At 48.3% G+C, this 25,213-nt stretch carries 24 protein-coding genes; 10 read left to right on the top strand and 14 right to left on the bottom strand.

Going from position 1 to position 25,213, the window contains the following annotated elements:
* The first annotated feature begins 12 nt into the window (after positions 1-12).
* The 7 genes from J5A55_RS11385 to J5A55_RS11355 all read left to right on the top strand — a co-directional run bounded on the left by J5A55_RS11385 (position 13) and on the right by J5A55_RS11355 (position 5,180).
* A complete protein-coding gene (locus tag J5A55_RS11385; protein ID WP_004382188.1) occupies positions 13-1,212 on the top strand; it encodes a toprim domain-containing protein in 1,200 nt (399 codons plus the stop codon).
* Positions 1,209-1,931: a hypothetical protein gene (locus J5A55_RS11380; protein WP_004382189.1), complete on the top strand. Its 723-nt coding sequence runs from the start codon at positions 1,209-1,211 to the stop codon at positions 1,929-1,931. The genes J5A55_RS11385 and J5A55_RS11380 overlap by 4 nt, the downstream gene beginning before the upstream one ends.
* Before the next feature lie 124 nt (positions 1,932-2,055).
* Positions 2,056-2,853, top strand: coding sequence for a topoisomerase C-terminal repeat-containing protein (locus J5A55_RS11375; protein ID WP_039850893.1), 798 nt, complete (start codon positions 2,056-2,058; stop codon positions 2,851-2,853).
* A gap of 13 nt (positions 2,854-2,866) precedes the next feature.
* Positions 2,867-3,370 carry a hypothetical protein gene (locus J5A55_RS11370; protein ID WP_004382191.1) on the top strand — a complete coding sequence of 168 codons (504 nt, stop codon included), beginning with the start codon at positions 2,867-2,869 and terminating at the stop codon, positions 3,368-3,370.
* 892 nt (positions 3,371-4,262) lie between these two features.
* Positions 4,263-4,742, top strand: coding sequence for a hypothetical protein (locus tag J5A55_RS11365; RefSeq protein ID WP_004382194.1), 480 nt, complete (start codon positions 4,263-4,265; stop codon positions 4,740-4,742).
* A 4-nt stretch (positions 4,743-4,746) separates the two neighbouring features.
* Positions 4,747-4,911 (top strand): hypothetical protein, encoded by a 165-nt coding sequence (locus tag J5A55_RS11360; RefSeq protein WP_004382195.1) that lies wholly within the window; start codon positions 4,747-4,749, stop codon positions 4,909-4,911.
* Between the two features lie 53 nt (positions 4,912-4,964).
* The gene (locus J5A55_RS11355; RefSeq protein WP_004382196.1) at positions 4,965-5,180 is read left to right on the top strand and encodes a hypothetical protein; all 216 of its coding nucleotides are present in this window, start codon (positions 4,965-4,967) and stop codon (positions 5,178-5,180) included.
* 418 nt (positions 5,181-5,598) lie between these two features.
* Here J5A55_RS11355 and J5A55_RS11350 read toward each other — a convergent pair whose 3' ends face one another.
* The 5 genes from J5A55_RS11350 to J5A55_RS11330 all read right to left on the bottom strand — a co-directional run bounded on the left by J5A55_RS11350 (position 5,599) and on the right by J5A55_RS11330 (position 12,239).
* On the bottom strand, positions 5,599-6,075 hold the full coding sequence (locus tag J5A55_RS11350) for an HU family DNA-binding protein (protein ID WP_004382197.1): 477 nt from the start codon (positions 6,073-6,075) through the stop codon (positions 5,599-5,601).
* 268 nt (positions 6,076-6,343) lie between these two features.
* Positions 6,344-6,538 carry a hypothetical protein gene (locus J5A55_RS11345; protein WP_004382199.1) on the bottom strand — a complete coding sequence of 65 codons (195 nt, stop codon included), beginning with the start codon at positions 6,536-6,538 and terminating at the stop codon, positions 6,344-6,346.
* A gap of 11 nt (positions 6,539-6,549) precedes the next feature.
* Complete coding sequence (locus J5A55_RS11340) at positions 6,550-9,960, bottom strand: leucine-rich repeat domain-containing protein (protein ID WP_004382200.1); 3,411 nt, start codon at positions 9,958-9,960, stop codon at positions 6,550-6,552.
* Positions 9,961-10,752: 792 nt separating this feature from the next.
* The gene (locus J5A55_RS11335) at positions 10,753-12,042 is read right to left on the bottom strand and encodes a hypothetical protein (protein ID WP_004382201.1); all 1,290 of its coding nucleotides are present in this window, start codon (positions 12,040-12,042) and stop codon (positions 10,753-10,755) included.
* Positions 12,043-12,089: 47 nt separating this feature from the next.
* Positions 12,090-12,239, bottom strand: coding sequence for a hypothetical protein (locus tag J5A55_RS11330; RefSeq protein WP_155813762.1), 150 nt, complete (start codon positions 12,237-12,239; stop codon positions 12,090-12,092).
* Between the two features lie 1,614 nt (positions 12,240-13,853).
* Between J5A55_RS11330 and J5A55_RS11325 the strand changes: the two genes are divergently transcribed.
* Positions 13,854-14,225 carry a hypothetical protein gene (locus J5A55_RS11325; RefSeq protein ID WP_039851086.1) on the top strand — a complete coding sequence of 124 codons (372 nt, stop codon included), beginning with the start codon at positions 13,854-13,856 and terminating at the stop codon, positions 14,223-14,225.
* A 589-nt stretch (positions 14,226-14,814) separates the two neighbouring features.
* Here J5A55_RS11325 and J5A55_RS11320 read toward each other — a convergent pair.
* The 6 genes from J5A55_RS11320 to J5A55_RS11295 form a co-directional block, all read right to left on the bottom strand.
* Positions 14,815-14,940: a hypothetical protein gene (locus J5A55_RS11320; RefSeq protein ID WP_004382208.1), complete on the bottom strand. Its 126-nt coding sequence runs from the start codon at positions 14,938-14,940 to the stop codon at positions 14,815-14,817.
* Positions 14,937-15,245 (bottom strand): helix-turn-helix transcriptional regulator, encoded by a 309-nt coding sequence (locus J5A55_RS11315; RefSeq protein ID WP_004382209.1) that lies wholly within the window; start codon positions 15,243-15,245, stop codon positions 14,937-14,939. Before J5A55_RS11315 ends, J5A55_RS11320 begins: the two co-directional genes overlap by 4 nt.
* A 14-nt stretch (positions 15,246-15,259) precedes the next feature.
* Complete coding sequence (locus J5A55_RS11310; RefSeq protein WP_004382210.1) at positions 15,260-15,808, bottom strand: hypothetical protein; 549 nt, start codon at positions 15,806-15,808, stop codon at positions 15,260-15,262.
* 63 nt (positions 15,809-15,871) lie between these two features.
* Complete coding sequence (gene dnaG / locus J5A55_RS11305; RefSeq protein ID WP_004382211.1) at positions 15,872-18,985, bottom strand: DNA primase; 3,114 nt, start codon at positions 18,983-18,985, stop codon at positions 15,872-15,874.
* 108 nt (positions 18,986-19,093) lie between these two features.
* Positions 19,094-19,285: a helix-turn-helix domain-containing protein gene (locus J5A55_RS11300; RefSeq protein WP_082239087.1), complete on the bottom strand. Its 192-nt coding sequence runs from the start codon at positions 19,283-19,285 to the stop codon at positions 19,094-19,096.
* A gap of 4 nt (positions 19,286-19,289) precedes the next feature.
* Entirely contained in the window at positions 19,290-19,625 is a 336-nt protein-coding gene (locus J5A55_RS11295; RefSeq protein ID WP_004382213.1) for a hypothetical protein, read from the bottom strand.
* Positions 19,626-20,140: 515 nt separating this feature from the next.
* Here J5A55_RS11295 and J5A55_RS11290 point away from each other — a divergent pair.
* Entirely contained in the window at positions 20,141-21,523 is a 1,383-nt protein-coding gene (locus tag J5A55_RS11290; RefSeq protein ID WP_004382215.1) for an ATP-binding protein, read from the top strand.
* 924 nt (positions 21,524-22,447) lie between these two features.
* On the opposite strand, the gene J5A55_RS11285 is transcribed toward J5A55_RS11290, so the two are convergent.
* Positions 22,448-22,651, bottom strand: coding sequence for a hypothetical protein (locus J5A55_RS11285; protein ID WP_004382216.1), 204 nt, complete (start codon positions 22,649-22,651; stop codon positions 22,448-22,450).
* A 115-nt stretch (positions 22,652-22,766) separates the two neighbouring features.
* A complete protein-coding gene (locus tag J5A55_RS11280; RefSeq protein WP_004382217.1) occupies positions 22,767-22,937 on the bottom strand; it encodes a hypothetical protein in 171 nt (56 codons plus the stop codon).
* 110 nt (positions 22,938-23,047) lie between these two features.
* On the opposite strand from J5A55_RS11280, the gene trmB reads away from it, so the two are divergent.
* Positions 23,048-23,848: a tRNA (guanosine(46)-N7)-methyltransferase TrmB gene (gene trmB, locus J5A55_RS11275; protein WP_004382218.1), complete on the top strand. Its 801-nt coding sequence runs from the start codon at positions 23,048-23,050 to the stop codon at positions 23,846-23,848.
* Positions 23,849-24,233: 385 nt separating this feature from the next.
* Here trmB and J5A55_RS11270 read toward each other — a convergent pair whose 3' ends face one another.
* A complete protein-coding gene (locus tag J5A55_RS11270) occupies positions 24,234-25,088 on the bottom strand; it encodes a patatin-like phospholipase family protein (RefSeq protein WP_039851089.1) in 855 nt (284 codons plus the stop codon).
* Positions 25,089-25,213: the final 125 nt, after the last annotated feature.

Genomic DNA, 25,213 nt, shown 5'->3' with positions numbered 1-25,213 from the left:
TTGTAGATAGTTATGAAACAGACCGTAAACTTCAAAGACCTGAAAGCCAAGGTCGGCGTGGATGACATTGCCTATTACCTGGGGTATCGCCTCGACCGCTCGGCGGGTGTGGGCAGATATATCGAAATGGTGCTGCCTGATACCACTGGACATAAGGACAAACTCATCATCAAGAACCCGAAGGAGAAGGCGGCACAGACCTATTTCCGTCGTAACGGGGCGAAGGGCGGCGATGTGGTGTCGCTGATTCGTGAGAATCTTAACAGCTTCCACGAGTCCGGCAGGAACGAGTGGGAAATCATCGGTAAGGTGATGGCTCGCTTTGCCAACGAGCCGACTCCCGACTATGGCGACAGCCAGTATCTCACGAAAGCCGGATATAACGAAAGCCGTGTGTTCGACCCGAAGCGCTACGAGACGAAGGAGATAGACAGTGATTTGTCAGAGGTAATGGCTTTCTTTGCCCAGCGTGGCATCAACGAGGAGACGGTGGCTGTCTTCGCTCCGTTCATCAAGCAGATAAGGGACAGCTGCCACACCACCTACAAACAGTTCAACATCGGCTTCCCTTATACGGAGGCTGGTAAGGACAAGGTGGTGGGCTATGAAATCCGTGGCTTCGGCTCATTCAAGAGTAAGGCGACAGGTACGAACTCGACGACGGGCGCATGGATAGCCGACCTCTCACAAGGTGGAGAGCCTGTGGACATCCGAAATGTGTATTTTGCTGAAAGTGCCTACGACATCATGGCGTTCTATCAGCTGAATCACCTTCGCTTGGATGCTGCTCATTCGGTATTCGTGTCGCTGGGCGGTACATTCTCTGACGGACAAGTCAAAGGCATCATGTCGCATTACCCTGAAGCCAAGGCGATGGACTGTTTTGACAACGACCTGCCCGGGCGTATCTATGGCATCCGTATGGCTGCCCTGTTGGAGGGTATTCGCATGAATATACATAAGGAAGATAGCGAGGTAAAAATTACCATTGGTGATAAGAACTTTGACATTCCTAACGACCAGTTGTCGATCCGTGAGCTTCGCAAGCATATCCACATCCGCTATAACGTGGGTGAATGGAAGGCTGCCGAGAACTACAAGGACTGGAACGACCAGTTGATGGGTAAACAGATGGAGCCTGTGCCTGTGGAGAATAAGTTTGCAAGGGACAGGAATCTGGCTGACCGTCGAGAGAAAGGAGTAGGCTTATGAAACGAATCTTCATCATATCATTGCTGGGCAGTTTATCCTGCTGCCCATTGTTTGCGCAGCAGACCGATCCGACGCTGACGGGTGCCGTATTAGCACAGAGCGAGATGCTAAAAAAGATTTTCAAGGACCGCGAGAAGACGCAGAAGAAAATCATTGCAGCGGAAACAGCGGTCACGGTGGCGATGGACAGGATGCACAAGGTGGAGGACAAGATGCTGGAGTATCTTTCCAATACACAGGGTGCGATGCAGAACCTTTATCAGATCAAGAGGGCGGCAGAGTTGACAACGGTGGAGATTCCTCGAAACATGAGCCTGTTGCGCCAGTCGCTACCCGGTCATCTGAAAGGAACGGCCATCGCGTTGCTGGTTTCTGACGAATTGACGGATGCTGCCACGCAGATGGCTTCGCTCTATCCGTTCATGAAACAGCTGGTGACAAGCGGTACATACAACGTGAGTGGTTATGATGCCACGGGCAAGCCCGTCAATGAGAAACATAAGGTAAATCTGCTCTCTTCGGCGGAGCGGTATTACATTGCCAATGAGGTGGTAACGAAACTGGAGACCATCAACACTGATCTATGGCTGTTGGCATGGCAGGTGAGGACGTACTCGTGGAATGACCTGTGGTTTGGGCTTGATCCTGAAGGCTGGGCCACGGTGATGTCGGGGAAGGCGATTGTAGATGGACTGGTCTATGAATGGAAATACATCTGACAGGCCAGAATATGGGCAATTTTCTGTACTTTTGCACTTGCTACACTTTGTTATTTCGAGGAGGAGCGGTGCAAACGGAGGGTTGCCAAAGACAGAGTAACATATAACGTAAAGAAATAACAAAATGAGTGATACTGACAATTTACTGACCTGCCCAGTCTGTGGCATGGGCACAATGGTACATAACGAACAAGGCTGGATTTGCGGTGAGCAGTCCTGCGGGTTCGTTATCCCTAATCGTGTGTTTAATCTTGAAATGACGGAGGAACTGGTAACGCAGCTCGTCAAGCATGGCCATACAGGGGTGCTGTCCCTGCAGAACAGGGACGATCAGCATTTCAAGGCGGCTCTCGTCATCCGTAATGGAAAGGTGGAGGTTTCGTCGGGTGTGCATTACATCGACGGTGTGTGTCCGCTTTGCGGAGGCAGGATGCGCAAGACCTCGAAGGGCTACCGGTGTGAGAACTCCCTTGGCGAGCATCCGTCGTGCGACTTTATGATTCCGGGTATCATTTGCAACCGTAGGATTACGGAGCAGGATGCTGTGGCGTTCTTGAATGGTAAGCATATCGCTTTGGAGGGCTTTGCCTCGAATGAATGGAAGATGTTTGCCTCGTCGTTGTCGATCGCCGAGGGCAAGGTGAAGCTGGAATCGCGCATCGCGAAGTGTCCGTATTGCGGGGGCGACCTGCATGTAGGGCTGAAGGCATACAACTGTGCCAATTACCGCAATGCCGAACATCCCTGCAAGTTCTCCATCTGGCGTAATATCAGCGGTCATGCCGTGTCGGTGGAGGAAGTAAAACAGATCTGTGAGCAGGGCGTGACCAGGGACAGCATAGAGTTTTACAAGGAAGATGGTACGGTGTACTATAAACGATTGCAGCTAACGCCTGAAAAGGACAGAATAATCATGATTTAAGCAGTTAATAGTGATGAAAAGACAAAGTATTATATATGTAGTGGTGGCATTGTTGTGCCTCACTGGTTGTACGAATAAGCGTCATGCGTTGAAGCAGTTGGCTGTGGATAATCTGAAACAGTCGGTGGAATATCCTAAGCAGTTGCAGGTGTTGGCAATATCAGAGCCTGATTCGGCTTTTGGTTTCAGCTACTTCTCGCAAAAAGAGAAGGCGGGCATCGTCCGTATCATGAAGTCGGTCACGGACAGTATTATGAAGCGCACGAACAATATGCAGTCGCTCGACATCAACGATTTCTATGTGATGGATCTCGCTGAAAGGCAGATGCGTGCCAACTCGGACATTCGGCAGATGCTAAGCTTGGCTACCGGCAAGAAGGAATGGACGGGCTGGAAGGTAAAGATCGACTATCAGGCGGTAACGCATCATGGTATGAAATACAATGCAGAACGGTGGTTCTTCATCAGTAAGGACGGCAAGGCTGTGGTGAGGACGTTTGAGCTACCGCTGCCATAATATTATAATCATTTTCGCCCCATAGTCTTTTTAGACTGATGGGGCTTCTTTCTACCATTCAGCTTAGTATTTTTTGTATCTAAACAAATAATGAAAGGACTGACAGGTGGAGTCGAACCACCTATCAACTCTACAACGAAGAGTGATTTAATCCGGTTTGTCAGTCTTGTTTTTTAGATGTTCTCTCTCCCCATGAAGCGGTCTACTCCTATTTCCTCACCTTCTCAGAAGCTCCGAGCATCTTAAACTCATATTTAAGTTCGTTGTTAAGAGTCGGAATCTGCTGTTTCTAGTGATAGGCAGACCACAGGTTGATAAGACACAAAACAAAGGATAGTTGGAAACAGAATTTCGCTAACCCGTGCTTAATAGATTGAGTCATCCTTCCACACTCAATCTACGCACAAATAAAAAGTTTATTCATACATATTTTGTTTTAAGACTGGTTCATAGCATAGGGCAGATGCCTCAGTCGTGTTAATATTACGCCCTTTGTATCTGCAAAAATACAATAAAAAATTTCTGGGAAAGCGTAAAATCCATAGAATTCTACTGAAAAACAATGGAAAAACAATGGAAGAACAATGGATTTAACCTCTTTATCATTTCCTCGTTTGCAGTTGCCTCCTTGCTGCAAGTACTCATTTTCTTTGCAAAGTTACGGTATAGGAAAGAACGGCAAGCACCGCTACGGCTATGCGCAGAAAAATAGACGGCAGCCTTCCCAACAATCATGGATTGGGGTTTTCCGTCGATTTTTCCGTGCATTGCTTGCCTTATCTTCCCCGATTATGCCGTCCTGTTTTGCTCGAAAATCAAGTACCTGCAAGAAGTCTGAAGACTTCACAAAAGGGAAAAGATTAAGATTGATAACCTCTTAAAATTGTAAGTTATGCACGCATGGATTTTTCAATTATCGGAAGAACGCATCGAGGGCTATCTTTGTGAAGATACCTTGTTGCAGGGTGATGGCAGCGACTACGACTATTGTACCGCCATATCAGAGGAAGAGCGGAAGAGAGCCGTTTGCTCGCTCATGGAGGACATACTGCCATCGGGTATGTTTCGCCTCAAAGATGAAACGACGTTGGTGTATCAAGGTGGTTTCGAACAGTGGAAACATGAGTGGGTGGAGCGTATTCAGACGAAGGTAACAAAGGTGAACACGGAAAACGTGATGAACTTTTGCGGTGAGGTGTACCGGCTGGAAAACGAATTACAGAACCCACTCGATACCGCAGCACACTTCTACCTTTGCAATGACGACTATCAGACCTTTGCGGAGAAGTCGGCGGAGTTGATGCGCAGAATGGAGCATCTGACGGAGGGCGACGAACTTTATATCGGGGGTATCATTGATTTTCATTTCTAAGCGTATGGATAATATCAGTATTTTTTCGATAGAGGGCGTTGATGCAAGGGAGATTTGCAATGCGCAGTTGGGCGATGTTCTGTTTGCACCTTGTAGTGTGTGCGACAAGTGGAAGGGCGACTATCCATCTGACGAGTTTGAGACCCACGTCAATGCGATGTTTGACTAAGTGGAACCAGGAGTGTGCCGAGTTTTCGGCATACTCCACAAAGACAATTTACAATGAAGAAAACATATAGCGTACCAGCCCGATACATCTTCGAGGGTACTTTCAAGGTGGAAACTGAAAGCAGGGAGGGAGCAAGAGAGAAAATCCTAAAGCACTGTGGCATGGTCATAGGCAGTGGCATACAAACCACTTTGCCAGATAGTGAAATAGACTGGACTTTCTGCAACCACCCTTATAAGCAGGTGGGCAGAATAAGCAGGGAGAAGTAAGGTTCGGCTGGGCATATCAGGCACGGTATGCCCGGTTTTCAAAATCGGGCAGCGGTCACAGTCCACTGCCTGTTTGGGAGAGGTTTACCCCTCTGAATGAAGATTGGTAGAAACAAAAGTCTTTTTTTCACGTTAAAAGCAAGACAAATATACGAAGATACGCCTTACCCTGAAACACTTTGCAAATGAGAGCCATGAAAGCTTGCTTTCAAATGGCCGAGTGTAGCTAAGTGTTATGCAAAGCCGTATCTCGCTATCACGTCATAAATGAGTTTGATGGCTCCACACTGCTTTCACCGCTCTATTTGAACACGGAAAGCAAGAGAACTTTGCGATGCCAAAATAAAAACAGGCGCATGCCCTGTTTCCCAACAAGCCTTGCGCCATACAAAATTAGAGAGCTATAAATATCTCGTGGTTATGGTTCAGTATTTTTTCCGCCTCCAGATGAGCTTGAGCCGTCGGCATCGAGCTTGCCTTTCCATTCTTCCCATTCGATGTCCACGTCCGACAGGCCGCGAACGGCACGGCGACCGCTGCCGGCGGTTCGTGTGCCCCCGCCACGGAAGCGAGTTTCAGGAATGAACCTTACGCGCACGCCGTTAATCTGTGCGGCGGTCACCTCTTTCTCGGTTGCCACACCGTTCTTGTTGGTTGCTGCCGTGAAATAGAACGAGCCGATGCCGTCGAGCTTCACCGAGCGACCTTGCGCCATGTAGTCGCCCATAACGCCGCCCAATGCCGTCAGTACGACACGCACGTCGGCTGGGCTAACGGTTGATTCGGCTGCCACACGTTTGGAGACCTGCTCGGTAGTGATGGCAGAACCAACGAGAACGGACTTAGGATACCACTTGCCGTTCACCTTCATCTTCACTTTCTTGTAAAATGCCATAGCGTAATCGTTTTTTTGTCTCTGGGAACTGAACTGTTAACAGCAACTAAAGTATAAGTAGTGGGCATCTGAAGTATAAGTAGTGTCCCACCGAAGTATAAGTAGTCGCTGTCTCAATATGCTATACCGGCGACAGGTTAGTAATATGTTTCTCTTAATGCCTTGCAGAGGTTGTGCGTATGTATGAGCATGATGTCCTGCATGAGAACAACAGGGACGGTGCCCCTGTGGCACTTCCGTCCACCGGGAACCGTCCCTGCGCACATTCTTAATCGTCCCAAAGGTCGGGGTTCTTGTAGTTACCCCAATCATCATCATCCAGGAACTCATGCTTCTTGGCATCGCTGGGCTGGCTGGGGTCGTAACCGCCGTCACTTATGCCCGGGCTTGCCGTAATCATCAGTTGCTCTACGGGGATTGTTATCTGTTCTGTCACCGGTCTGATATATTTCTTTCGTTCCATGTCTTTCCCTTTTATTTTATAATGACCTTCTTTCCGTTCTTGATATAGACGCCGTGTGCAGGCTTGCCGACGCGCTGGCCGTTGAGGTTGTAGTAGGCATCCGTCTGGTCGGCCTGTCCGGCGTCGATGGTCGAGATACCCGTCACCGTCGTCTCGTCATCGAATACCATCCTCAGCTTCGCGCCTGCCGACATCGTGCCGGGCTTCATGTATGCGCGGTGCACCGTAAAGGCTGGCACGTTGCCGGTGACCTTATGGAACACGCCGCCCTGCATGATGTAGACGGGCTCCGTCGCCGTGGCCGACAGCTGTGCGTAGTCTTCGGTGACACCCTTCATGATGTTGTCGCTGACCGTGTAGGTCTGGTCATCCTTCTCGCCGATGGTATAGTAAAAGTCGGCCGGGGTCTGTATCTCGCCCTCGTTGATGAGCTTGAGCAGGACGCCCACGCCCGCCGGGATATAGCTGTAGGGCTGAGAGGTCTGTTCGTCGATGCTCCTCATGCGTACATGATACTCCGACTCATCGTATTTGTAGTCGCCGCCGCCATTCCTTATGGCTGAACCTGCCGCGAAGGCTGCTATTCCGACCGGCTTTCCGTTTTCGTTGTAATAATCCGAGAAGTCGGTATCGAACTCGCGGGCGAAGGTGCCGTATTTGTTCGAGATCTTCATGTCGTGGATCTTGTACTCTATCTGGTCGATGAAGTTGAACGGGCTGGTCACGTTTGTATGTGTCGCCATGTCGTACTTCGTCTTGGTCCAGGCGGTCTTGTAAGCGTTGACCGCCGACTTCTTGACATAGATCGTGGTCGTGCCGGCCACCTCGTTATAGTCGTCGCCGGTGTCGTCGAGCTCAAACTTTGTGGTGCTGAGCATGTCCTTCGTAGGCGCGGTGCCGATGAAGAATACGCTCTTGATGGTACTTGAGTTAGCCGAAGGCTCTGTCTTGAAGGCCTTACCGCCGATATAACCCACATTGTCCTTCACCACGACTTCCTTGATCTTGTTGCTGGCTTTCTGGAACGCGTAGTCGCCGATAAGGGCCACGTGGAGGCTGCCGCCCTTCACCGTGGTAGGCACGACGAACGTGTAGACAGTCGACTTGGTGGAGAGCATGTCCACCGAGTTGTCGGACACCTGCAGATACTCCGTCTTGTTTTCCTCGAACGAAGGGCTGGTGCTCTTGAAGTGCTGATAGAACGGATCGGACTGATACTGCGAGAGCAGCTCCTTGCGCACGTAGATGTTGATGTTGGCCGGCATGTTGGTAGTTCCGCCGTCGCCGTTGTCAAAGCTCCTGTAATTGGGGCGCTGGTCAATGTTGGTTGCGGGAATCATGGCGTCGCAGAGGAACGCGATGGTGTTGAGGTTCTTGCAGAGGCTGAACGCACGCGTACCGATGGAGGTCACCTTGTTGGGGATCATCACGTTGGTGAGACCCGTACACTCGTAGAAGGCAAAGTCGCCGATCTTGGTGATGGACGGCGGCAGCAGCGTATAGCTGGAATTGGCCTTACCGTGGGGGAAGAGCACCAGCGTCTGCTTGTCCTTCGAGAGCAGGTATCCGTCGATACTCGAATATTTGGGGTTGTCGCGGTCCACGTTGATGTCGGTAAGGTTCTCGCAGTACTTGAAGACCTCGGGGCTGATGTCGGTGAGGTTTTTTGATACGTTCACCACGTTGAGGGCGGCGCAGTTGCGGAAGGCCTCGCGCTTAAGTGTCGTCACGCTGTTAGGAATGTTGATACTCTCCAGACCGCAGCTGGCAAAGGCACCCGCGCCGATGGTCTGGATCTCGGCGTCGTCGGCAAAGATGGCATGCTTCAGGCCCGTGCAGCCCATGAAGGCGTTCTCCTTAATGTCGGTGACACCCTTGGGGAAGTTGATACACTCGAGGTTCTTCAGATCCTGGAACGCGCCCTCCCCGATGGTTGTAAGATCACAGCTGCCAAGGAAGTTGAGAGCCGTGAGTGCGGGGTCGTTCTTCAAGGCATCCTTACCGATTGTTGTCAGCTTGGAGCCGTCGGGCACGTTGATGGTCCTCAGATTGTTGCAATAGTCGAATACGTTTGTCAGCGTTGTCAGCGATTTAGGCAGGGTCACCTCCTCAAGATCACCACACCAGGAGAAGGCTGCCGTCTCCATGGTCGTGATATTCGACGGTTCCTCGAAGGTTATCTTCTTCAGGTTCAGGGCATTGGTGAAGGCATTGTTGCGGATGGTCTCCACGCTGGTGGGAACGACCAGCTCCTTGATATGGCGCGCACTCATGAAGGCGCTTCCGGCAATAGTCTTCACCTCAGAAGATATCGTATATTTCCCGTCAGTGGCGGTAAGGTCCTTGTCTGGTGGGAAGAAGTAGAGCGTGGAATGGTCGCCCTTCGAATAGACTACGCCGTCGATGGCCTCGAAGTTATCGCAGTCTGCCGGAGTCTTGTACTCCTTGATGGCGTTGCAGTTGGAGATACCGCCCTCCACACCGACCGTGCTCAGATGTTTAGGCAGCGTTACCACCTCCAGATTGTCATCCTTGAAGAGCGACGCGGTGTTGAGCTTGGTCACATCGTTCATGTCGATGGTCTTCATCGCCTTGACGCTCTCGATGGCCTTCCACTCTATTTCGGTGATGCCGTCGGGCACCTTGTAGTCGACGGTCGTCTTGCCGCGCGGATAGTCGACGAGGGTGTTGTTCTTGAAGAGCACGCCGTCGATGACGCGATACTCCGTGGTTCCGCCGCCGGCAATGGCAAACTCCTCGATGTCGTCGGTCGGGGTGACGCTCGGATAGCCGAGCTCAACGTCCTGCAGGTTCTTCGGGAACACGAGCTTCTTCAGTCCGGCAACCTTCAGGAACGCGTCGCTGTAGATCTTCTCCACGCTCTCGGGAATGTTGTAGGTGCCACCGGCAGGGTTCAGGGCCGACGGGGCCGAGTAAAACTCCTTCTTGTCCTTGGAGTAGAGGCAGCCGTCAGCGTCTGATGAAAAGAACTGGTTGGCCGCATCTACCGTGAACCTGGGCTTGGCCTGGAGGTCGTAGAAAGCCGTGTGGACAATCCACTTCACACTCTTGGGAATGCTCACATCGGTAAGTGAGGCGCCGGCGAAGCTCGATGACTGTAGCTTGACGACCGTTTCGGGCAGCGTCACCGACGTGACGTTCTTACACTTGTATGACTCGTCGCCACCCACCTCGGTCACGGTAAAGGTCGTACCCTTGCCGTCGTCGAATGTGCCCGGCACGGTAAGATGTCCGGAGATTGCATCGTCCGTGCCGATGATGGAGACATAAAAATTGGCAAGGTCGATGACCTTGTAGTAACAGCCGTCATGCTTGACCACCTCTCCCTGGGTGTAAGCATGTGTCACCGACGGCAGAAGCGCCAGCAACAAGGTTAAAAGATACCATTTGATTTTTCTCATAATTCTGTCATTTAATTATTAAATTACTGTATTAAAGCTTGATAGTTGAGACCCTTCAGCACAGAGGCACGCACTATAATTCAGGCTTGTTGATTTCTACTTGTTTTATACGGATAAACAGGGATTAAGACACGCTTAATCCAGGCCTTGCGGTCAGGCCAGCGGACACGGCAAAAGAGGAAGAGGGATGAATCGGAATCCCTTTTCCTATAGGAACTGCGCGTAGTTTCTCGCGCGCGTACAATAATATTCTTCGGTGAGGTATAAGCGGCGGTGCGCCTATGAGAGAGAGAGTAACAAATTATTTGGAACTGCCAAATAATTCGACGACAATTTTACAGCGTTATTCATACGGCAGCCCTCGGAAAAACCTTCGTCCTTCCGTGCGCCGTATAATTCCCTCGTCATAAAGAAAAAACGCCTCGATTGTATGCTGCTCTCTAATAAGCTCATACTGTGATACTTGCTATCGGGTGCAAAGTTAAGCAAAAAATTCGGAACGACAAGCAAATACTGAAAAATATGTCAGAATTATGTGCAAACGAGTGCACATTCCGGCATTGCATCCGCCGCTCTCCGTCCGCTGGCACAGCATACAGACGGAGCGTAGTATGGCTTTCTCAATCCGCACTTCCCAATTCCTTTCACCGCACGGCCCTTTTGCAGTTGTATATCGGCAGAAAGAAGAAGGGACTTACAAAACAGCCGGCAGACATGTCAGTCCGCCGGCCATGTATCGGTTGCAGTCATATTATTCCGAATCCTGTTCAGACTACTGCAAACGTCTTTACGCTACTTCTTTACAATTTTCTTGCCGTTCCTCACATAAATACCTTTGGGCAGGATGTCTATGTTGGTTCCGACGTATGTTCCGTGAATACTGTAAATGCAGTTATCAACTCCCCTGCCGTCCACGCGGACCTTTTCTATAGCGGCCGGAATATTCAGCATATCGTCCAGGTTAATCCGCATCGCACCTGCCGCTTTTGCGCCACTCTGCCCTTCCCCGGGGAACACCAGATAGGCGCGGAAAGCCTTGATCGTACCGTCGGCCGAAAGTTCCTTGAGCACCTGCATTTCCCGGTTGTTGGCATTGGCAATGTAAACAGCACGGTGGTCGGGGTTGAATCCAGCGTCGCCCTCGTTCACCTTCGTGGGCTCGAGCAATCCCACGTAGTAATAGCCTTTGTCCGTCACGGTGCTTCTTCTGTTCTCGTTGGCTGTGTGTACCGAAGCCTGCGAGAACGTCACATTGTCGGCGAAAAAGTTGTCTATAGTCGAGCCATTGTTCTGAATGAGGTAAGGCTTGCCAGCCTCGATGCCATCGTGGGTGGACGTGAAGTCAATGAAGTGCTCAGTCACCCTCGTAAACTTGGAATATACCACGTTTGCCACCAGCGACTTCTTCACCTGCGCGTCGGTCATGTCAAACGGTAGGCAGAGCGTGCTCCATGCCCCGTTGCCGGCAATGGTGCGATGTACGTACACGTCGATAGGCTGACAATGATCCTGAATGCGGTTCGACGTGGGAGTCTGCCCCGTGTCGTACCCGAAGAGCGGCAGGTCGTCGTACAGGTCATACCGGGTGGTGGTAGAGGTGAGGGTGGTCAGGATGACCTCCAGCCACGTTCCGCAATGCCAGCGGTTGTACACCTCCATGTAAAGGTAGTCGCCCGTCTCTCCGTTGTCCACGGAGAGAGAGCCGCTGACCGACTCCGTGTTAGCCAGTGGCGACCAGTTGTACTCGTCGTCGCTTACCTGCCAGTTCAGATTTCCATTTGCGTTATTAAATTTATAGTAGCGTGCAGCCTTGACGACACCGGCGAAGTTCCTTACCTCAACTTTCGTCCAATAGGCATAGTTCCGGCTCTGAGACTTCGAGGTTTTGTCCCTGACCGTGAAGTCTATCTTCGATTTGCCTGCCAGGTGCAGGTCGCCGTCCGACTGGGCCGAAGCCGCTGGAATCTCAGTCCATGTAGCATCAAGCGTGGTGGGCTGATTTTGGTTCTCAACCTGGGCATTCATCGTCCCCGCCGATGCAAGGAGAAGGCCCAATAATAGCGTTGTGTATTTTCTTTTCATAATGTCATTGTTATGAGGGCAGTGCCCTCGGAGCAAAACTGATTGGTTCAATCCTCCCAGAGGCTGTCGCCCCATAGACTGGGGAAGCCATACTTCTTGGCAGCGGCATCATCACCGTCTCCCCCCTCGTTATTTCCATAATGTAGGTTTCCGTCGATGATCTTTGTCCCATCGTTACGTACACCTGAGCCTGCCATCAGAGCTTCGGCTGCATCGCATTTTATAACCGCGATGGTGGGTTTAAAATATTCTTTCATCTGTTAAACTGTTAAACTGTTATTTTTCTCAAACTGCGGGTAATACTATTAGCTGATTTCCTCTGCCTCTGCAGCAGTCATCTGATTTACAACGAATGTATGTTTATCGGGCTTTATAGTCGCCCTAATTTTATCTTTCGGTCAGGCCAGCGGATACGGCAATACAGGCAGAGGGAACTTCTGCGAGCCCTTTGTCTATGGGGATTACGCAATGCTTCACGCGTGCGTACAATAAATCTAATTTGTGGATTATAAGCGGCGGTGCGTCTATGAGAGAGAGAGAGAGAGTATCAAATTATTTGGAACTACCAAATAATTCAACGAGTTTTTGCAGGAAAAACATCGTTTTCCTGCATTGCACAATATACCTTTATTATAAGCGTAGAAATGTGACAAATGATTATGTCTCTCTAAAGTGCTCAAAATCCTCTAAATCGGAAGTGGGTACAAAGGTAAGTGTTTTTTTGTAAAGATGCAAGACTTTAGATAAATTTCTATGTTATAAGCAGTTGCCAAGCAATTTTCCTTCACTCTTTTTCCCTAAAAGCCGTATTCCGCTATCACGTCATAAATGAGTGTGATGGCTCCACACCGCTTTCATCGCTCTGTCGGGGCACAGAGCGACAGGGAGAGCGGTTGGGTCGTTTTGTGCAAAATGGAGTGTATAGGCATGGGACAGGAAGGATAGGCTACCGCTGTTCCGCTCGTCAAGGACTTGTCGCCCATGACCACTTCACGGCTACGCCTATCTTACTTCCTGCCCCATGCCTATGCACACCATATAGCACATCGTTGGCTTAGATAAAAATTCTACTGACAAAACAGTTGCATTTGCAGGCATTTCGTCAGTAAAGATTCGAATTATCAGAATCGGCTTCAAGCTTTCTTCGTGTTTATGAGCCTCTTGATAGCCTTGATGTCATGAAGCCCTGCTTACCCTGAAAGCCGTATCTCCATCCATTGCGCGTGAAGCAGCAATTATTACAATACCGCTTCTTTCATCATTCTTCAGGGACGAAGAATGACAGGGGAGAGAGGTTAGGTCATTCCGTGCGCAGCAAGGCCAGTGATGAGTTGAAGACGCCACATTCCATTTCAGACTTGCAGCAAGAAGCTCCGCATCATTGCATGCAGTTCTTCCATTCCATTTTCGGCTCTCTTCAACTCATTACCTGCCATTGCGCACTCGTTTTGCTGTGAGAAATAAACCTTCTTCGGTGGTCATCCATTTCCTTCGCGAAGTTCGCTATTGGCACCTTCTGGTCAAGTAGCAGTGCCTTATTTTTCAGGTTTTTATTGGCCGTTCATAGTTTGGTTGTGGTAAGCTAATAAAAACTTGAAAAATTCCTTGCCCTTGAATGTGTCGCCCAATGGCGACTTATTTGCTCGAAAATAGTTTTCCCCGAGAAGTCATTAGACTTCACAAGAGGGAAATGAATCGAAATGCTTTGCAAACGAGCGCAATAAAAGTTCACTTTTTAATTGCCGAGTGCAGCTAAGTATTATACAAAAGGTAACGGGGTAGCTCACCACTGCTCCACAACAGCATTTGATATGGCAAATTGTTTGATGACGGCAGAACTCGCCGAACAGTTGAAAGACTTCCCCCTTTATTCCCAGGACGGGAAACAGAAGGACGCTACTTGCGTCTGTGTATTCGAGATTGGACTCATCCGCTGGTACGTATTGGAGGGGCAGCCAGAAGGCGACGACTTCACCTTGTTCAGTATCATCGTAGGAATGGCAGAAACGGAGTATGGTTACGCCTCTGTTAAGGAGATGGAAGGTATCACTGTAGATGGCTCACGGTATGGACTGGGTACGTTAAGCATTAGGCAGATACCAGACTTCAAGCCCTGTCCGCTTGCCGAGATACAGGACAAGCGGCTACAGGACTTCTTGTCAAGACTATATGATGAGCCGTAACGAAAGGCTTTGCAAGCGAGAGCAAAGGGAGCTTGCTCCAACTTTGCCGAGTGCAGTTAAGTGTTATGAAAAGGCGGAGCTTCCGCCTATTTTATTTTTTCATAGGGCACATATATTTTGGTTGTCTTGCTTGTCTTATTTGTCATAAACACATAAAGTATTGATATTCAGTAATATAATATTTTTTATTATAAGACAAGACTTATATTATTTGACTAAATCAGAAAGATTCTCCACTTCGCCCCTTTTCTAAGACAAGCGATGACAAGTTAAGACAAAACAAGCAGCGCATAACCCATTGATAATCAATGACAAGACATATAAGACAATCAAGACAGGCATTTTCGGGGTATATTGAGAAAATTATTTTTGAAAAACAACAACCGCCAAAAAGGGATAAAATATCCGTTGATGGCGGTTGTGTATAATGCCCCACAAGCAGTTTCTACTGGATATGCAGAGCAAGTATTATTAAAAAACGACTCGCACATTTGAACTTCATAAGCAGTAACTTAGAGAGGCTTGGCGGGTTCTAGGACTACAAAGGTACAGTATAAATCCAATCTATACAAACCTTTGTCATTTTTTCTCAATGCGTCTCTTTTTCCTTTTCCAAAAGACGGTTGATTTTCTGCTCGTAAACATTACGGGCAGGAGTACCTTTACAGCCCAATACCCCGTCGAGCATTTCTTCATGTGAGTAGAGCTTCATCATACGGCTTCTACCTCGCTGGGGAGTAAATGGAGTGAGAGGGCATCCTCTATCTTACAGAGCGTCTCGATGGAAAGGTTTTCCTTGCCACGAAGTATCTTCGACACGTATTGCTGCGAGCAGCCCATGCGCCGGGCCAATTCTGTCTGGGTAAGATGGAGTTCATCCATCTTGTCGAGCATGAGCATCGCTATGCGCTGCGAGTGGCGGAGCCACGACTTGTTGGCCTGTCGGTATTCGGCAACCTCACGCCAGCGAGAGGGTGTCTTGCTCTCGTGCACTTCCAGTTTGCTTATAATGCGGTTCATACTTACCTCCTTTTTTATATTGTGGAAACATAATCTATAAAAGAATCATCGTCGATAATATCCTCACTCAGAAGAAAACGGCGGACTTTCTCCAGTTTCGCCAATTCTGCCTTCGTATGGTTGCGCTCTTCCATTTTGAGCGTCAGTTTAATGGCTCCACCCGTGATGACATACACACCTTGTGATAGCTTTATAGCATAGATGCGAAGCCATGAAGAATGGCGTACTGTTCGTTTCAGCCTGGCTTTTTCCTTACCGAGTAGCATATCCGAGGTACGGAAGTTTTCCAATGGGTGGAATAGCGACTCTAAATCGGAATCAGGCTGTAAATCCAGCATCAGGCATTGCAGCTGATCGCTGTCCTCAATCGTATCTTCTATGGCTTGGTTGATGTCCGTCACCTTGAAATAGGCAGACAAATCATCCCAATTGTCACGGAAGAATTGCCGAAGCCACACTACATCGTCCCACTTGTCAAATAGCGTATAGAGCGCATTGTCGCCCTCCCCATCGTATCGCACAGCCCATAGACGGCCGTCGTCTGTAATTTTATCGAACGTCATGTTCTTTCTTTTATGTTGCAAAGATAAGTTATATATTTGAACTATACAACTCACAGGTTGTATTTAACTATTATTTTCCTCTCTCGTCATCTCCAAATTGATGTCAAACGCCTCGACGAGCTTTTCATAGTCGAAACAGTAGGAACGCTGCTGCACGGACATCTTGGTGGGCTGCCCCTTGGCATCGCGGTGCTCAAAGTCGAGGACTTGATTGCCTTTTTTAATGACGTGGTAGGTCATGCGCTGCTCGCCCAGATATTCTTTGCTGTTTTCCAGATAGTAACGTAGCGACTCCTCGGGCAGGGAGGTCTCACCGTTGCGGTGGGCATTAAGCTTATAGAGCATGAAGATGCGGGTCTTCTGCAGGTAGAGTATCTTGTGCGGTTCCGGCCATTCCGTTTCAGTGATGGTACTGGAGTGGAAGCGGCTAACGGCTCTAATCCTAAAATCGGCATCTTCGTAAATCTCGCCCTCACTATTGAGGAATTGCACCATGCGCCAGAAACTACCCAGCTCGTCGTTGGTCTTGCACTCCATGTTCTGGTGTATGATGCCCTCAACCGTGACATTCAACACATCTGAATACGCGATGGGTAAATCCAACTTGCCTTCCAAGCATCGGAAGGCAGTAAGTGGAACCACCCAGTTTTGCACTATGCGATCGATGATATTCCTGCTGCCTAACCGTTTGTTCACATCATCCAATATCAAATGATACTGGTCATAAAAGGCTTTGGCAAACTGTTCCCTATGAGCCAAGAGTTGTATAGTTAAGTGTGTCATTCCTTTGGAACGCATCATGAGCAACCGTTGGTAATTCTTCTTTTCATCTTCCGTGAAGTCGGACTTGGGAAACGAGAGGAAGATGAGTCGGCTGAAGAGGGCGATGTCGGCCGTGGGCATCTCCTGCCCGGAGATAATCACGCCGGCATCCACGGCGGTGGTTTCCTTCTTCTTGTCGGCGGCCATGTTCATGCGCGTGCGCCCCGTACCGTCCCACAGGCCCTTGATAAACTCGATCTTGGCGGTGTCGATGCCGTTCTTGTATTCGTCAATATGCACCAGGGCGTTGGCGGCGGCAGCCACGGTGTCGTTGAGGGCGGGAATGGTGGAGTTCTGAATGTTGGGCGGTATGTTGTCGATCACGAAGAACGACATGAGGGTATGCCCCAGCTCGCTCTTGCCGGAACCTTTCGGACCGAAGAGGTCGAGGATGGGGAAGGAACGCGTGGTGAGGGTGATGATGTCGCGGAAGAGCGTGGCGAGATAGAAGCAGAAGCCGATCTTGCCGTTGTCGCCGAAGACAAGGAAGAGCTGACGGGTGAAGTCCTGAAGGCTGATCATGGAGAAATTGAAATGCACGAACTGTCGCTCGAAGCGGAAGTAGTCGGTGTTCTCCTTGTATATCCGGGAGAAGGCAGGAAGATAGAAATTGCCCTTCTCGCCCAGGTGGACGATGCCGTACTCATTGACCTCGTGGAACTGCCGGCCGTCAAAGATGCCGTTACCAAAGGCGAAGAACCCCTTCTTGTTCCAGCCCAACTGCTTGATTTGCGCGGCCGTCTCGGTCTTTTCGTAGAGAAAACTTTTCAGTTTGATGAGTTCCTTCTCACCGGCCTTCCAGATGAAGTTGCCGAGCGATTCGAGTTTCTGACGGAATTTTTGTAGCGAGATCAGGTCTTCCTGCTCCATCTCCACAATCTCCTTCGTGCCCAGTTCGTTGGTGAGCAGGTAGAGGCGTTTGGCCATGAGCGGGTCTTTGATGTGGAAAAGCGGTGTCAGCGTGAAATTGCTCCACTCGAGCACGCCGCCCTTCTCGGTGGTGGAGAAGTATTTGCCGCGGTCTATCCAAAAACCGTACTGGCGGTTTAGGTCGATGTCGTCCTCCTTCGGACTGTCGCGCCTCGTCCGCTCGTTCTCAATGGCTTTCTGCCAGAAGAGCTTGCCCCGGTGGTACTTGGTGAGGGCATCAATGAACATGGTGAGCTTGGTGTCATCGTCGATGAAGGACAGCAGATGGGCTATCTGCTTCACGGCATCGCTCTTCTGCTCAGTGTTGCCGCTCGTTTCAAAGAGTTTGGCAGCCAGCCACAGGATAAAATCCTCTTCCTCCACGGCTTTGAAAAAGGTTTGGTTCCTAAAATAGGTGTCGGGATCTTCCTTCTTGCCTTCCTCGGTGGTGGGTACCTCTTTGACCGACACGATAAGGTGCTGCTCGGTGGCGAGCTTCCCTGCCTTCATCACCGCCTCGATGCCCGTGCCGTAGTCGGCTCCGCCCTTAGGAGGGTCGTTGTCGGGTATGAAGCATACCTTGCTGGCAGCTCTCTTGATGAGTTGGAACTGCTCGGCTGTCCATGCCGAACCGAGGTCGGCCACGGCGTTCTGTATGCCGATGGCGTGCAGACGCATACAGTCGGGTGCACCTTCCACGAGGTACATCTGCCCGGTCTTGCCTGCCGCGCGCCATGCCACGTCCAGTCCGAAGACGGTGCTGCGCTTGCTGTAGAGCAGCGACTCCTTGCTGTTGAGGTATTTGGGCTGACCGTCGTCCATCACCCTTGCCGTGAAGCCGATGATGTGCTGATAGCGGTCCTTGATGGGGATGACGATGCGGTTCTGGAAGAAGTCGTAGCCTTGTGGGTTGGTAAGCCCCAATTCTTGAAGGAACTCCTTCTGCAAGGGCAGACGAGCGAGGGCTTTGCCGTCGATGGGCGCAAAACCTATCTCAATCTCGTCGCAATACTTCTGCCCCCAGCGGTGGTAGGCATAGTCCTGGGGTGGCTTATAGCGCAGGAACACCTCACGGTAATGCTGATGCACAGTGGCATTGACAATCAGCAGCGACTCGCGTTTCAGTCGTTGTTGCTTCTCGTCGATGGTTTCCTCACGTTCCTCCACCTCTATGCCGTACTTCCTGCCCAGCCATTTTACGGCCTCCGGGTAGGTCATGTTCTCATGCTCCATCAGGAAGGTTATCACGTCGCCTCCCTTATGGCAGCCGAAACAGTAGAACATGCTGCGGTTGGGCGTAACCGTGAATGATGGTGTCTTCTCCTGGTGGAAAGGGCACAGGGCACGATAGACGGTGCCGCGCTTCTGGAGCGGCAGGAACTCGCCCACCACATCTTCTATATGTGCCGCGTCGAGTATCTTTTCTATAATGGTCTTGGGTATCATCTCATCCTCTAATAATTTCAATGTCCACAAAAAATGCCCCAGCCGACTGGCTTCGCAGCGGGTCGGCTGGGGGCTTCTTACTTAGTCACTTGTTATTTAGAGGATTCGCTAAGTATCTCTCAGTCCCGCCACCAGTTCCGACTTCAGGATGTACCAGCAGCGTCCCATCTTGTGGGCTGGGATCTGGCCTTTCTCTATCCGGCGGCGGATAGTACACTCCTTGCGCTGCAACATTTTTGCGATGTCGGGCACGGTATAGACTGTGTCCGTTGCATCTACGATACCGTTGGCAGTAAGCATGGACTTAATCATGCTCTGTTCCAATCTCCCACTTGTCTCTTTCGAAGAAACTCTTGGGGAATTTGCTTTTCCAATTTTGTGCATCTTTATTTCCATTAAGTTCATTTTCACGTTCCTCTCGCGAAATCACAAAAATACCCATGCGCTCGGCCTCCAAATTGTAGGCTACATGGACAAATTTGCCCGTCCGACGACCATACCCAGTGTTGTACTTACTGATAACATTTCTCACACTGTGCTCTTTCTCGAAAGGCACATTGGCAACCCTTAGTTCACCAATCTTCGTCTTACGCACCCATTCTATGGGGCGGACGAGTCGTTCTACTTTAATCTTCTTCATATCGATGAATTTTTAATTATGCCAGGCAATATGCGATGGCACATTAAAGTAAGAACTATTCGCCCATTACTAGGCGCTGTAATGATGTGCAAGAATCCATCTACTTTCATTGTACTATATCGTTGGGGTAATCACTTTGTCGTGATTTCGCGATTCATTGCTGCAAAAATATAGACAAAAATATGGAGAAAAGAGGACGAAACCCGCAAACTGTGCCAACCAACCAACTATTTAACTTTTGGTATAGGAAGCTATAGGATAGAATGAGTTTTTTAGGGAAGTAGCCTTGCTGTATGTGCAAACCTAAAAGTTCTTCCAAAGGTGTTATTATTTGCATGAAAGGTGTCATTCACGGTATTCACTTCACCCAAACAGATATTATGTTCGTCAAACATTATCTTTCTAGAACATAATTTTGCTTAGGATTAAAAATTATTAGAGATTTTGTATGTTGATATTGATTAAAATCTTATCTTTGCAAAACATAATGTTTGGCAAACATAATTATTTGCGATATGGAATTTATAGATAGAATAGAAGAAACCGCTACGTTCAAGCGCACACTTGCACTTAAACGACCTGTCCTGATTGTGATTTACGGCAGACGGCGCATAGGCAAGTCAGAACTCATCAAGCATGTTCTGACCAGTCAGGATGTCTATCATCTGAGCGAGGAGGCACAGATGCAGCAGCAGATAGATTCCTTTGCCAAGACCGTCTCATTCACATTTGATGGATTCGACCATGTGTCATACCATGATTGGGAAACGGTACTCACCTCTATCAATCTATATGCCCAGGAAAACACATCGGTTTGCTTAGATGAGTTTTCCTATCTCGCCAAGAGCGATCCTTCGCTGCCTTCCATCATTCAACGATTGGTGGATAACAAGAAACTGAAATACAACCTGATTCTTTGTGGCTCCTCCCAGTTGATGATGCACTCGTTGGTACTCAACGAGAAATCTCCCTTGTATCAACGCTGTGCCTGGCAGCCAAAGCTAAAGCAGCTGCGCTTACCTTACATCAAAGAAGCCTTGCATTGTTCCGACCAAGAGGCAGTCGAAGAATATGCTGTTTGGGGTGGTGTGCCACGTTATTGGGAACTTCGTGCAGACTTCGATAGTTTGGAAGAGGCGGTGCGCAATCTATTGGTCAACAATTACGGTACGCTATACGATGAACCAACTCGGTTGCTCCGTGACGAGCGTCGTGATACGGCAACCTCCTTTTCATTGCTTACTACAGTGGGCAATGGGGTAAATCGCATTTCGGAGATAGCCGGTCGTATGCAGCAGCCCACTACCAATCTTTCTCAGCCCATCAGTATTCTGACCGATTTGGGCTATGTGGAAAAGGATATACCTTTCGGCGATAATCCGAGGAGCAGCAAGAAGGGGCTGTATCGTCTTGGGGACAACTTCCTCTCTTTCTATTATAAATTCATTAATCCCAACAAATATCTCATTGAACTTGATCGGCAGAATCTCGTGATGGATATTATTCGTAAGGACTTCAGCACATACGTTGGTCAGATATGGGAGAAGATTTGTCGCGACTTCGTAACGGGCAACGAAATTGATGGCGTTGTCTATGGCATTGCCTCACGCTGGTGGGGCGGCATACCAAAAGAATACGGCTGTAACGACTATGAGCAAATAGAACTCGACCTCGTAGCCGAGTCGCTTGACAAGAAGCACATCCTTGTGGCTGAATGCAAATGGCGAGAACGTGACGAGGCACAGAGCGTATATGAGCAATTAGTGAGTAGAGCCAGCCGCTTGCCATTCATCAAGAAGGGGCAAAAGATACACGCGGTGTTGTTCCTCAAAACAGAAACCAAGGCCGATGTTCCATGCTATTATCCCCAAGACATCATAGCGTCTATGCTTCAATAAGATGCTTCCAGGGGCAAAGCATAATATTAACATTCTTTAGTCGGTAACTTTTGCAAAGTTATGGAAAAAATATCTGCCACAAAATTGAGGTATGAACTTCATTAGATGTTGTGTTTCAATATCTAATAAGAGGTATCGGGAATACTCGATAATTGTCTGTTAAAGGAACTAAAATGAAATTTGGAACTTTCATGGATATTGGTTATCTTTGTATTGTTATTTAGAGGATTTTAGTTGTGCCGATAAAGTCTCTTCCCAAAGAGCTTCATTCAGACTACTCTCCAAACGATGATCTTTGATTTATTTACGGCAGATTTCTTCTTCGTGTGCTATATAACCAAATGGCATTGCGGGTCAAAAATGTGTTACCAATGAGGTATTTGTGTTACCAATGTGTTACCACTTGATAAAATCAGTCTTACCATCGTTCTCAAAAAAGTAGTGTACTTTGCTGATTACAAACATATTACGCTACCACTCAACGCAACCATCCTGATCCCATATTGTGTTACCACCGACCCCATGCGGATCACAGAAGAGTATGTCTAATGACATACTCTTTTTCCTTTTAAATACAAACCTACAAACTATAATATTGTTAGAAACTTTGAATAAGCTATGGCTCAGTAGAAAAAAGTGGGAGAATCTATCTACCGTAATTACCCTTAAAACTCTCTCCACGAATACGACCACGCACAGTATCTGACTTGGTCTGTCTGTCATTCATTGTCTTTCCTCATTATAATTACGACTTTGGAGTAATTCTTTCCCTTTTCAGGACAAGGATCTTTGTGGTATAAACTGCGGTTTGTATCACAAAGACACACCAATATCAAGAGCTGATGCAATAGAAGTTTCCCCTTTTAGGGTGTTTACTTCAAGGAGGTTAACTCCACTTTTCTATCCACCTGCAAAGTTACGACGTTAATAGTCCCAGACCTTTGCTGCGAGCTTTACATACTCCACTTTCCCATCAATATAATCGGCAAAGTATTCTACAGCAGGTACACCATCTGGCAAAGCACACGAACCACATCGCCCACAAGAAGGGGCTTTACAATGATAACGGTCTTGTATGAACTCGAGTCGTTCCTCTCTATCAGAATATTCTATTTGTGGTGCCATCATCTTATTTCAAAAGTTTAGTTTCAATATAAATTATTCCATAATAACGGGCACAAAGTTACTATTTTCTACTGATACCAACAAACATCCATAGTTGCAAACACACCCTTGTATTCCATTAGCTTAGTCTTTCCTCCTTGCAAGAAAGCCTTTCTTCAAATGTAAACAAGCCTCTCTTCCCATCGAAGAAAGCCTTTCCTTGCATCAAAGAAACGCCTCCTTCATTTACAGGCAATGCTCCCCCTCGATCCTCGCCATTCGGAGAGGGGTTGGAGGGAAGGCTTTTCATAGCCTATAGCTGAAGGTTTGTGCTATAAGAAGCAACCGATTGAAAGCGATGGAAAGAAGAATTTACTTGAACTGACATAACATTCTTTATTTTTGTTGTAACTTTGCAGCATGAGTAAAGGTAAACTACAGAAATTTGCAGAGATGGAGACGTTTAAGAACGTCTTTCAGTATCCCTTCGGTGTCATCAGTGAGGTTCCTTTTGATATGAAAGGGCATTGGAGGGAGCAATACTTCCATAACGACAACCCCATTGTACTTGAGTTAGGATGCGGAAAGGGTGAATATACCGTCGGATTAGCGCGTGTTTATCCTGATATCAACTTCATTGGTGTTGACATCAAGGGTGCTCGCATCTATACAGGAGCTAAACAGGCACTGGAGGAAGGGCTATCGAATGTAGCGTTCCTGCGCACGAGTATCGAGATAATCGACCGCTTCTTCGATGCAAATGAGGTGCAAGAAATATGGTTAACCTTCTCTGATCCACAGATGAAGAACTATCACAAGCGTTTAACATCTACATTCTTTATGAACCGATACCGCCACTTCTTGGTGGATGGAGGTATCGTTCACTTAAAGACGGACTCGAACTTCTTATTCACATATACCACTTACATGGTGAATGTGAATAGCCTCCCAGTACTCTTCCGAACGGAAGATCTCTATGGAAATGAGTTGAAGGAAGGTGCGAAAACGGCTGAGAATGAGATGGACGAGAAGACTCGTGAGATCCTTGGAATCCATACTTATTATGAGAACCAATGGATTGAACGAGGCTTGAATATTAAGTATATGAAGTTCCAACTACCGTCAGAAGGTGAACTGAAAGAGCCTGAGGTGGAAATAGAACTTGATGATTACCGCTCTTACAAACGCCCGAAACGTAGCGGATTGGCTATGAGCAAGTAAGAAAAGGGAGCCTTTTTCTAATTCAAAATTCATAATTCACAATTCAAAATTATGATTAGGTAGAGTTGGTGAGTTGATAGTTGACAAGTAAACGAGTTGTTAGTCCTATGGGAAATGGTACTATCTACTCCCCCTCTCCATTCGGAGAGAGGTTAGGAGGTGACACTTCACAGTAGGGACAGACGCCCTCGTCTGTCCGCTCCAATATTCCACCTTACATTACAAGCAGCCTCCCTTATGCGGACAGACGAGGGCGTCTGTCCCTACTGTGTGGCATTCCTTTGGATAGAAAGAACCATTCAAATAGGTTATCATTAGGCGTTCCTCCCCTTGGGGGAGGCTGGGAGGGGTTTCCAGACGAGGACGTTTGTCCCTATTGGTGATACTATCTTCGTATGCAAAAGAACGCTTTTATCTCCTCCAAATGCTCTGTGGCGACCTCTCTTCCATGGTCGTATGTAGCCTGCATGTCGTCTGGATTGTGCGAAATATGCCCTATGGTAAGAGGCTTCTTAGGTCGTATGACGAGTGTGTTGGGCTTTTTCTCTTCTTGACGAACATACTCTAACTGATTGTTATACATGATATGCCGCTGTTCTAAAGCACGTATAATACGAGGGTAGCGACGCAACCAAAGACGCATGAGTGGCATGATTTTGTTCGGTTTCTTTACGTAATTAGCTGGTTGAGTGAGCACAACAAGATTACGATCATAGCCTTGCTCTTGGAAAAAACGCAATGGGATGGAGTCGGCAATACCACCATCTAAGAGTTTCTTGCCCTCTACTGTGACAATGCGAGCGGCTATCGGCATTGAAGCCGAGGCTCGGATGTATTCGAGACAAGCGTCGTTGACCTCCATTAAACGCTTATATACCGCCTTGCCAGTGCCTACGTTCGTACAAACAACCCAAAACTCCATAGGGTTATTACGGAATGTTTCGACATCAAAATAGTCTAATTTGCGAGGCATGTAATGGTAGGCATACTCGCCACCGAAGTAGTCGCCAGTCGTAAGAAGCGAACGGAAAGAGGCATAACGCCAGTCATGTGCTAACTTCTTATTATACCTTATGACACGTCCCGGCTGTTTCGACTTCATATTGCAACCAAAGGCTGCACCCGCAGAAACACCTATAACGCCATCTGGCGATAGGTTGTTTTCCATGAGAACATCTATTACACCAGCGGAAAAAAGCCCACGCATGGCTCCTCCTTCAAGTACTAATCCCTTCTTCATTGCCATTATCTTTAGTTCATCTTACACTTTCCAAAAAAGGTTGTGAGCCCTGCAAAGATACATAAAAAATGATGAATAGTACACAGAGGACGCTCAATATCGTTATTCCCTTTATCTTTAAGGGG

This window comes from Prevotella veroralis (genome assembly GCF_018127765.1).
GTDB classification, from domain to species: Bacteria; Bacteroidota; Bacteroidia; order Bacteroidales; family Bacteroidaceae; genus Prevotella; species Prevotella veroralis.
This window is presented reverse-complemented; position numbering and strand designations above follow the sequence as displayed.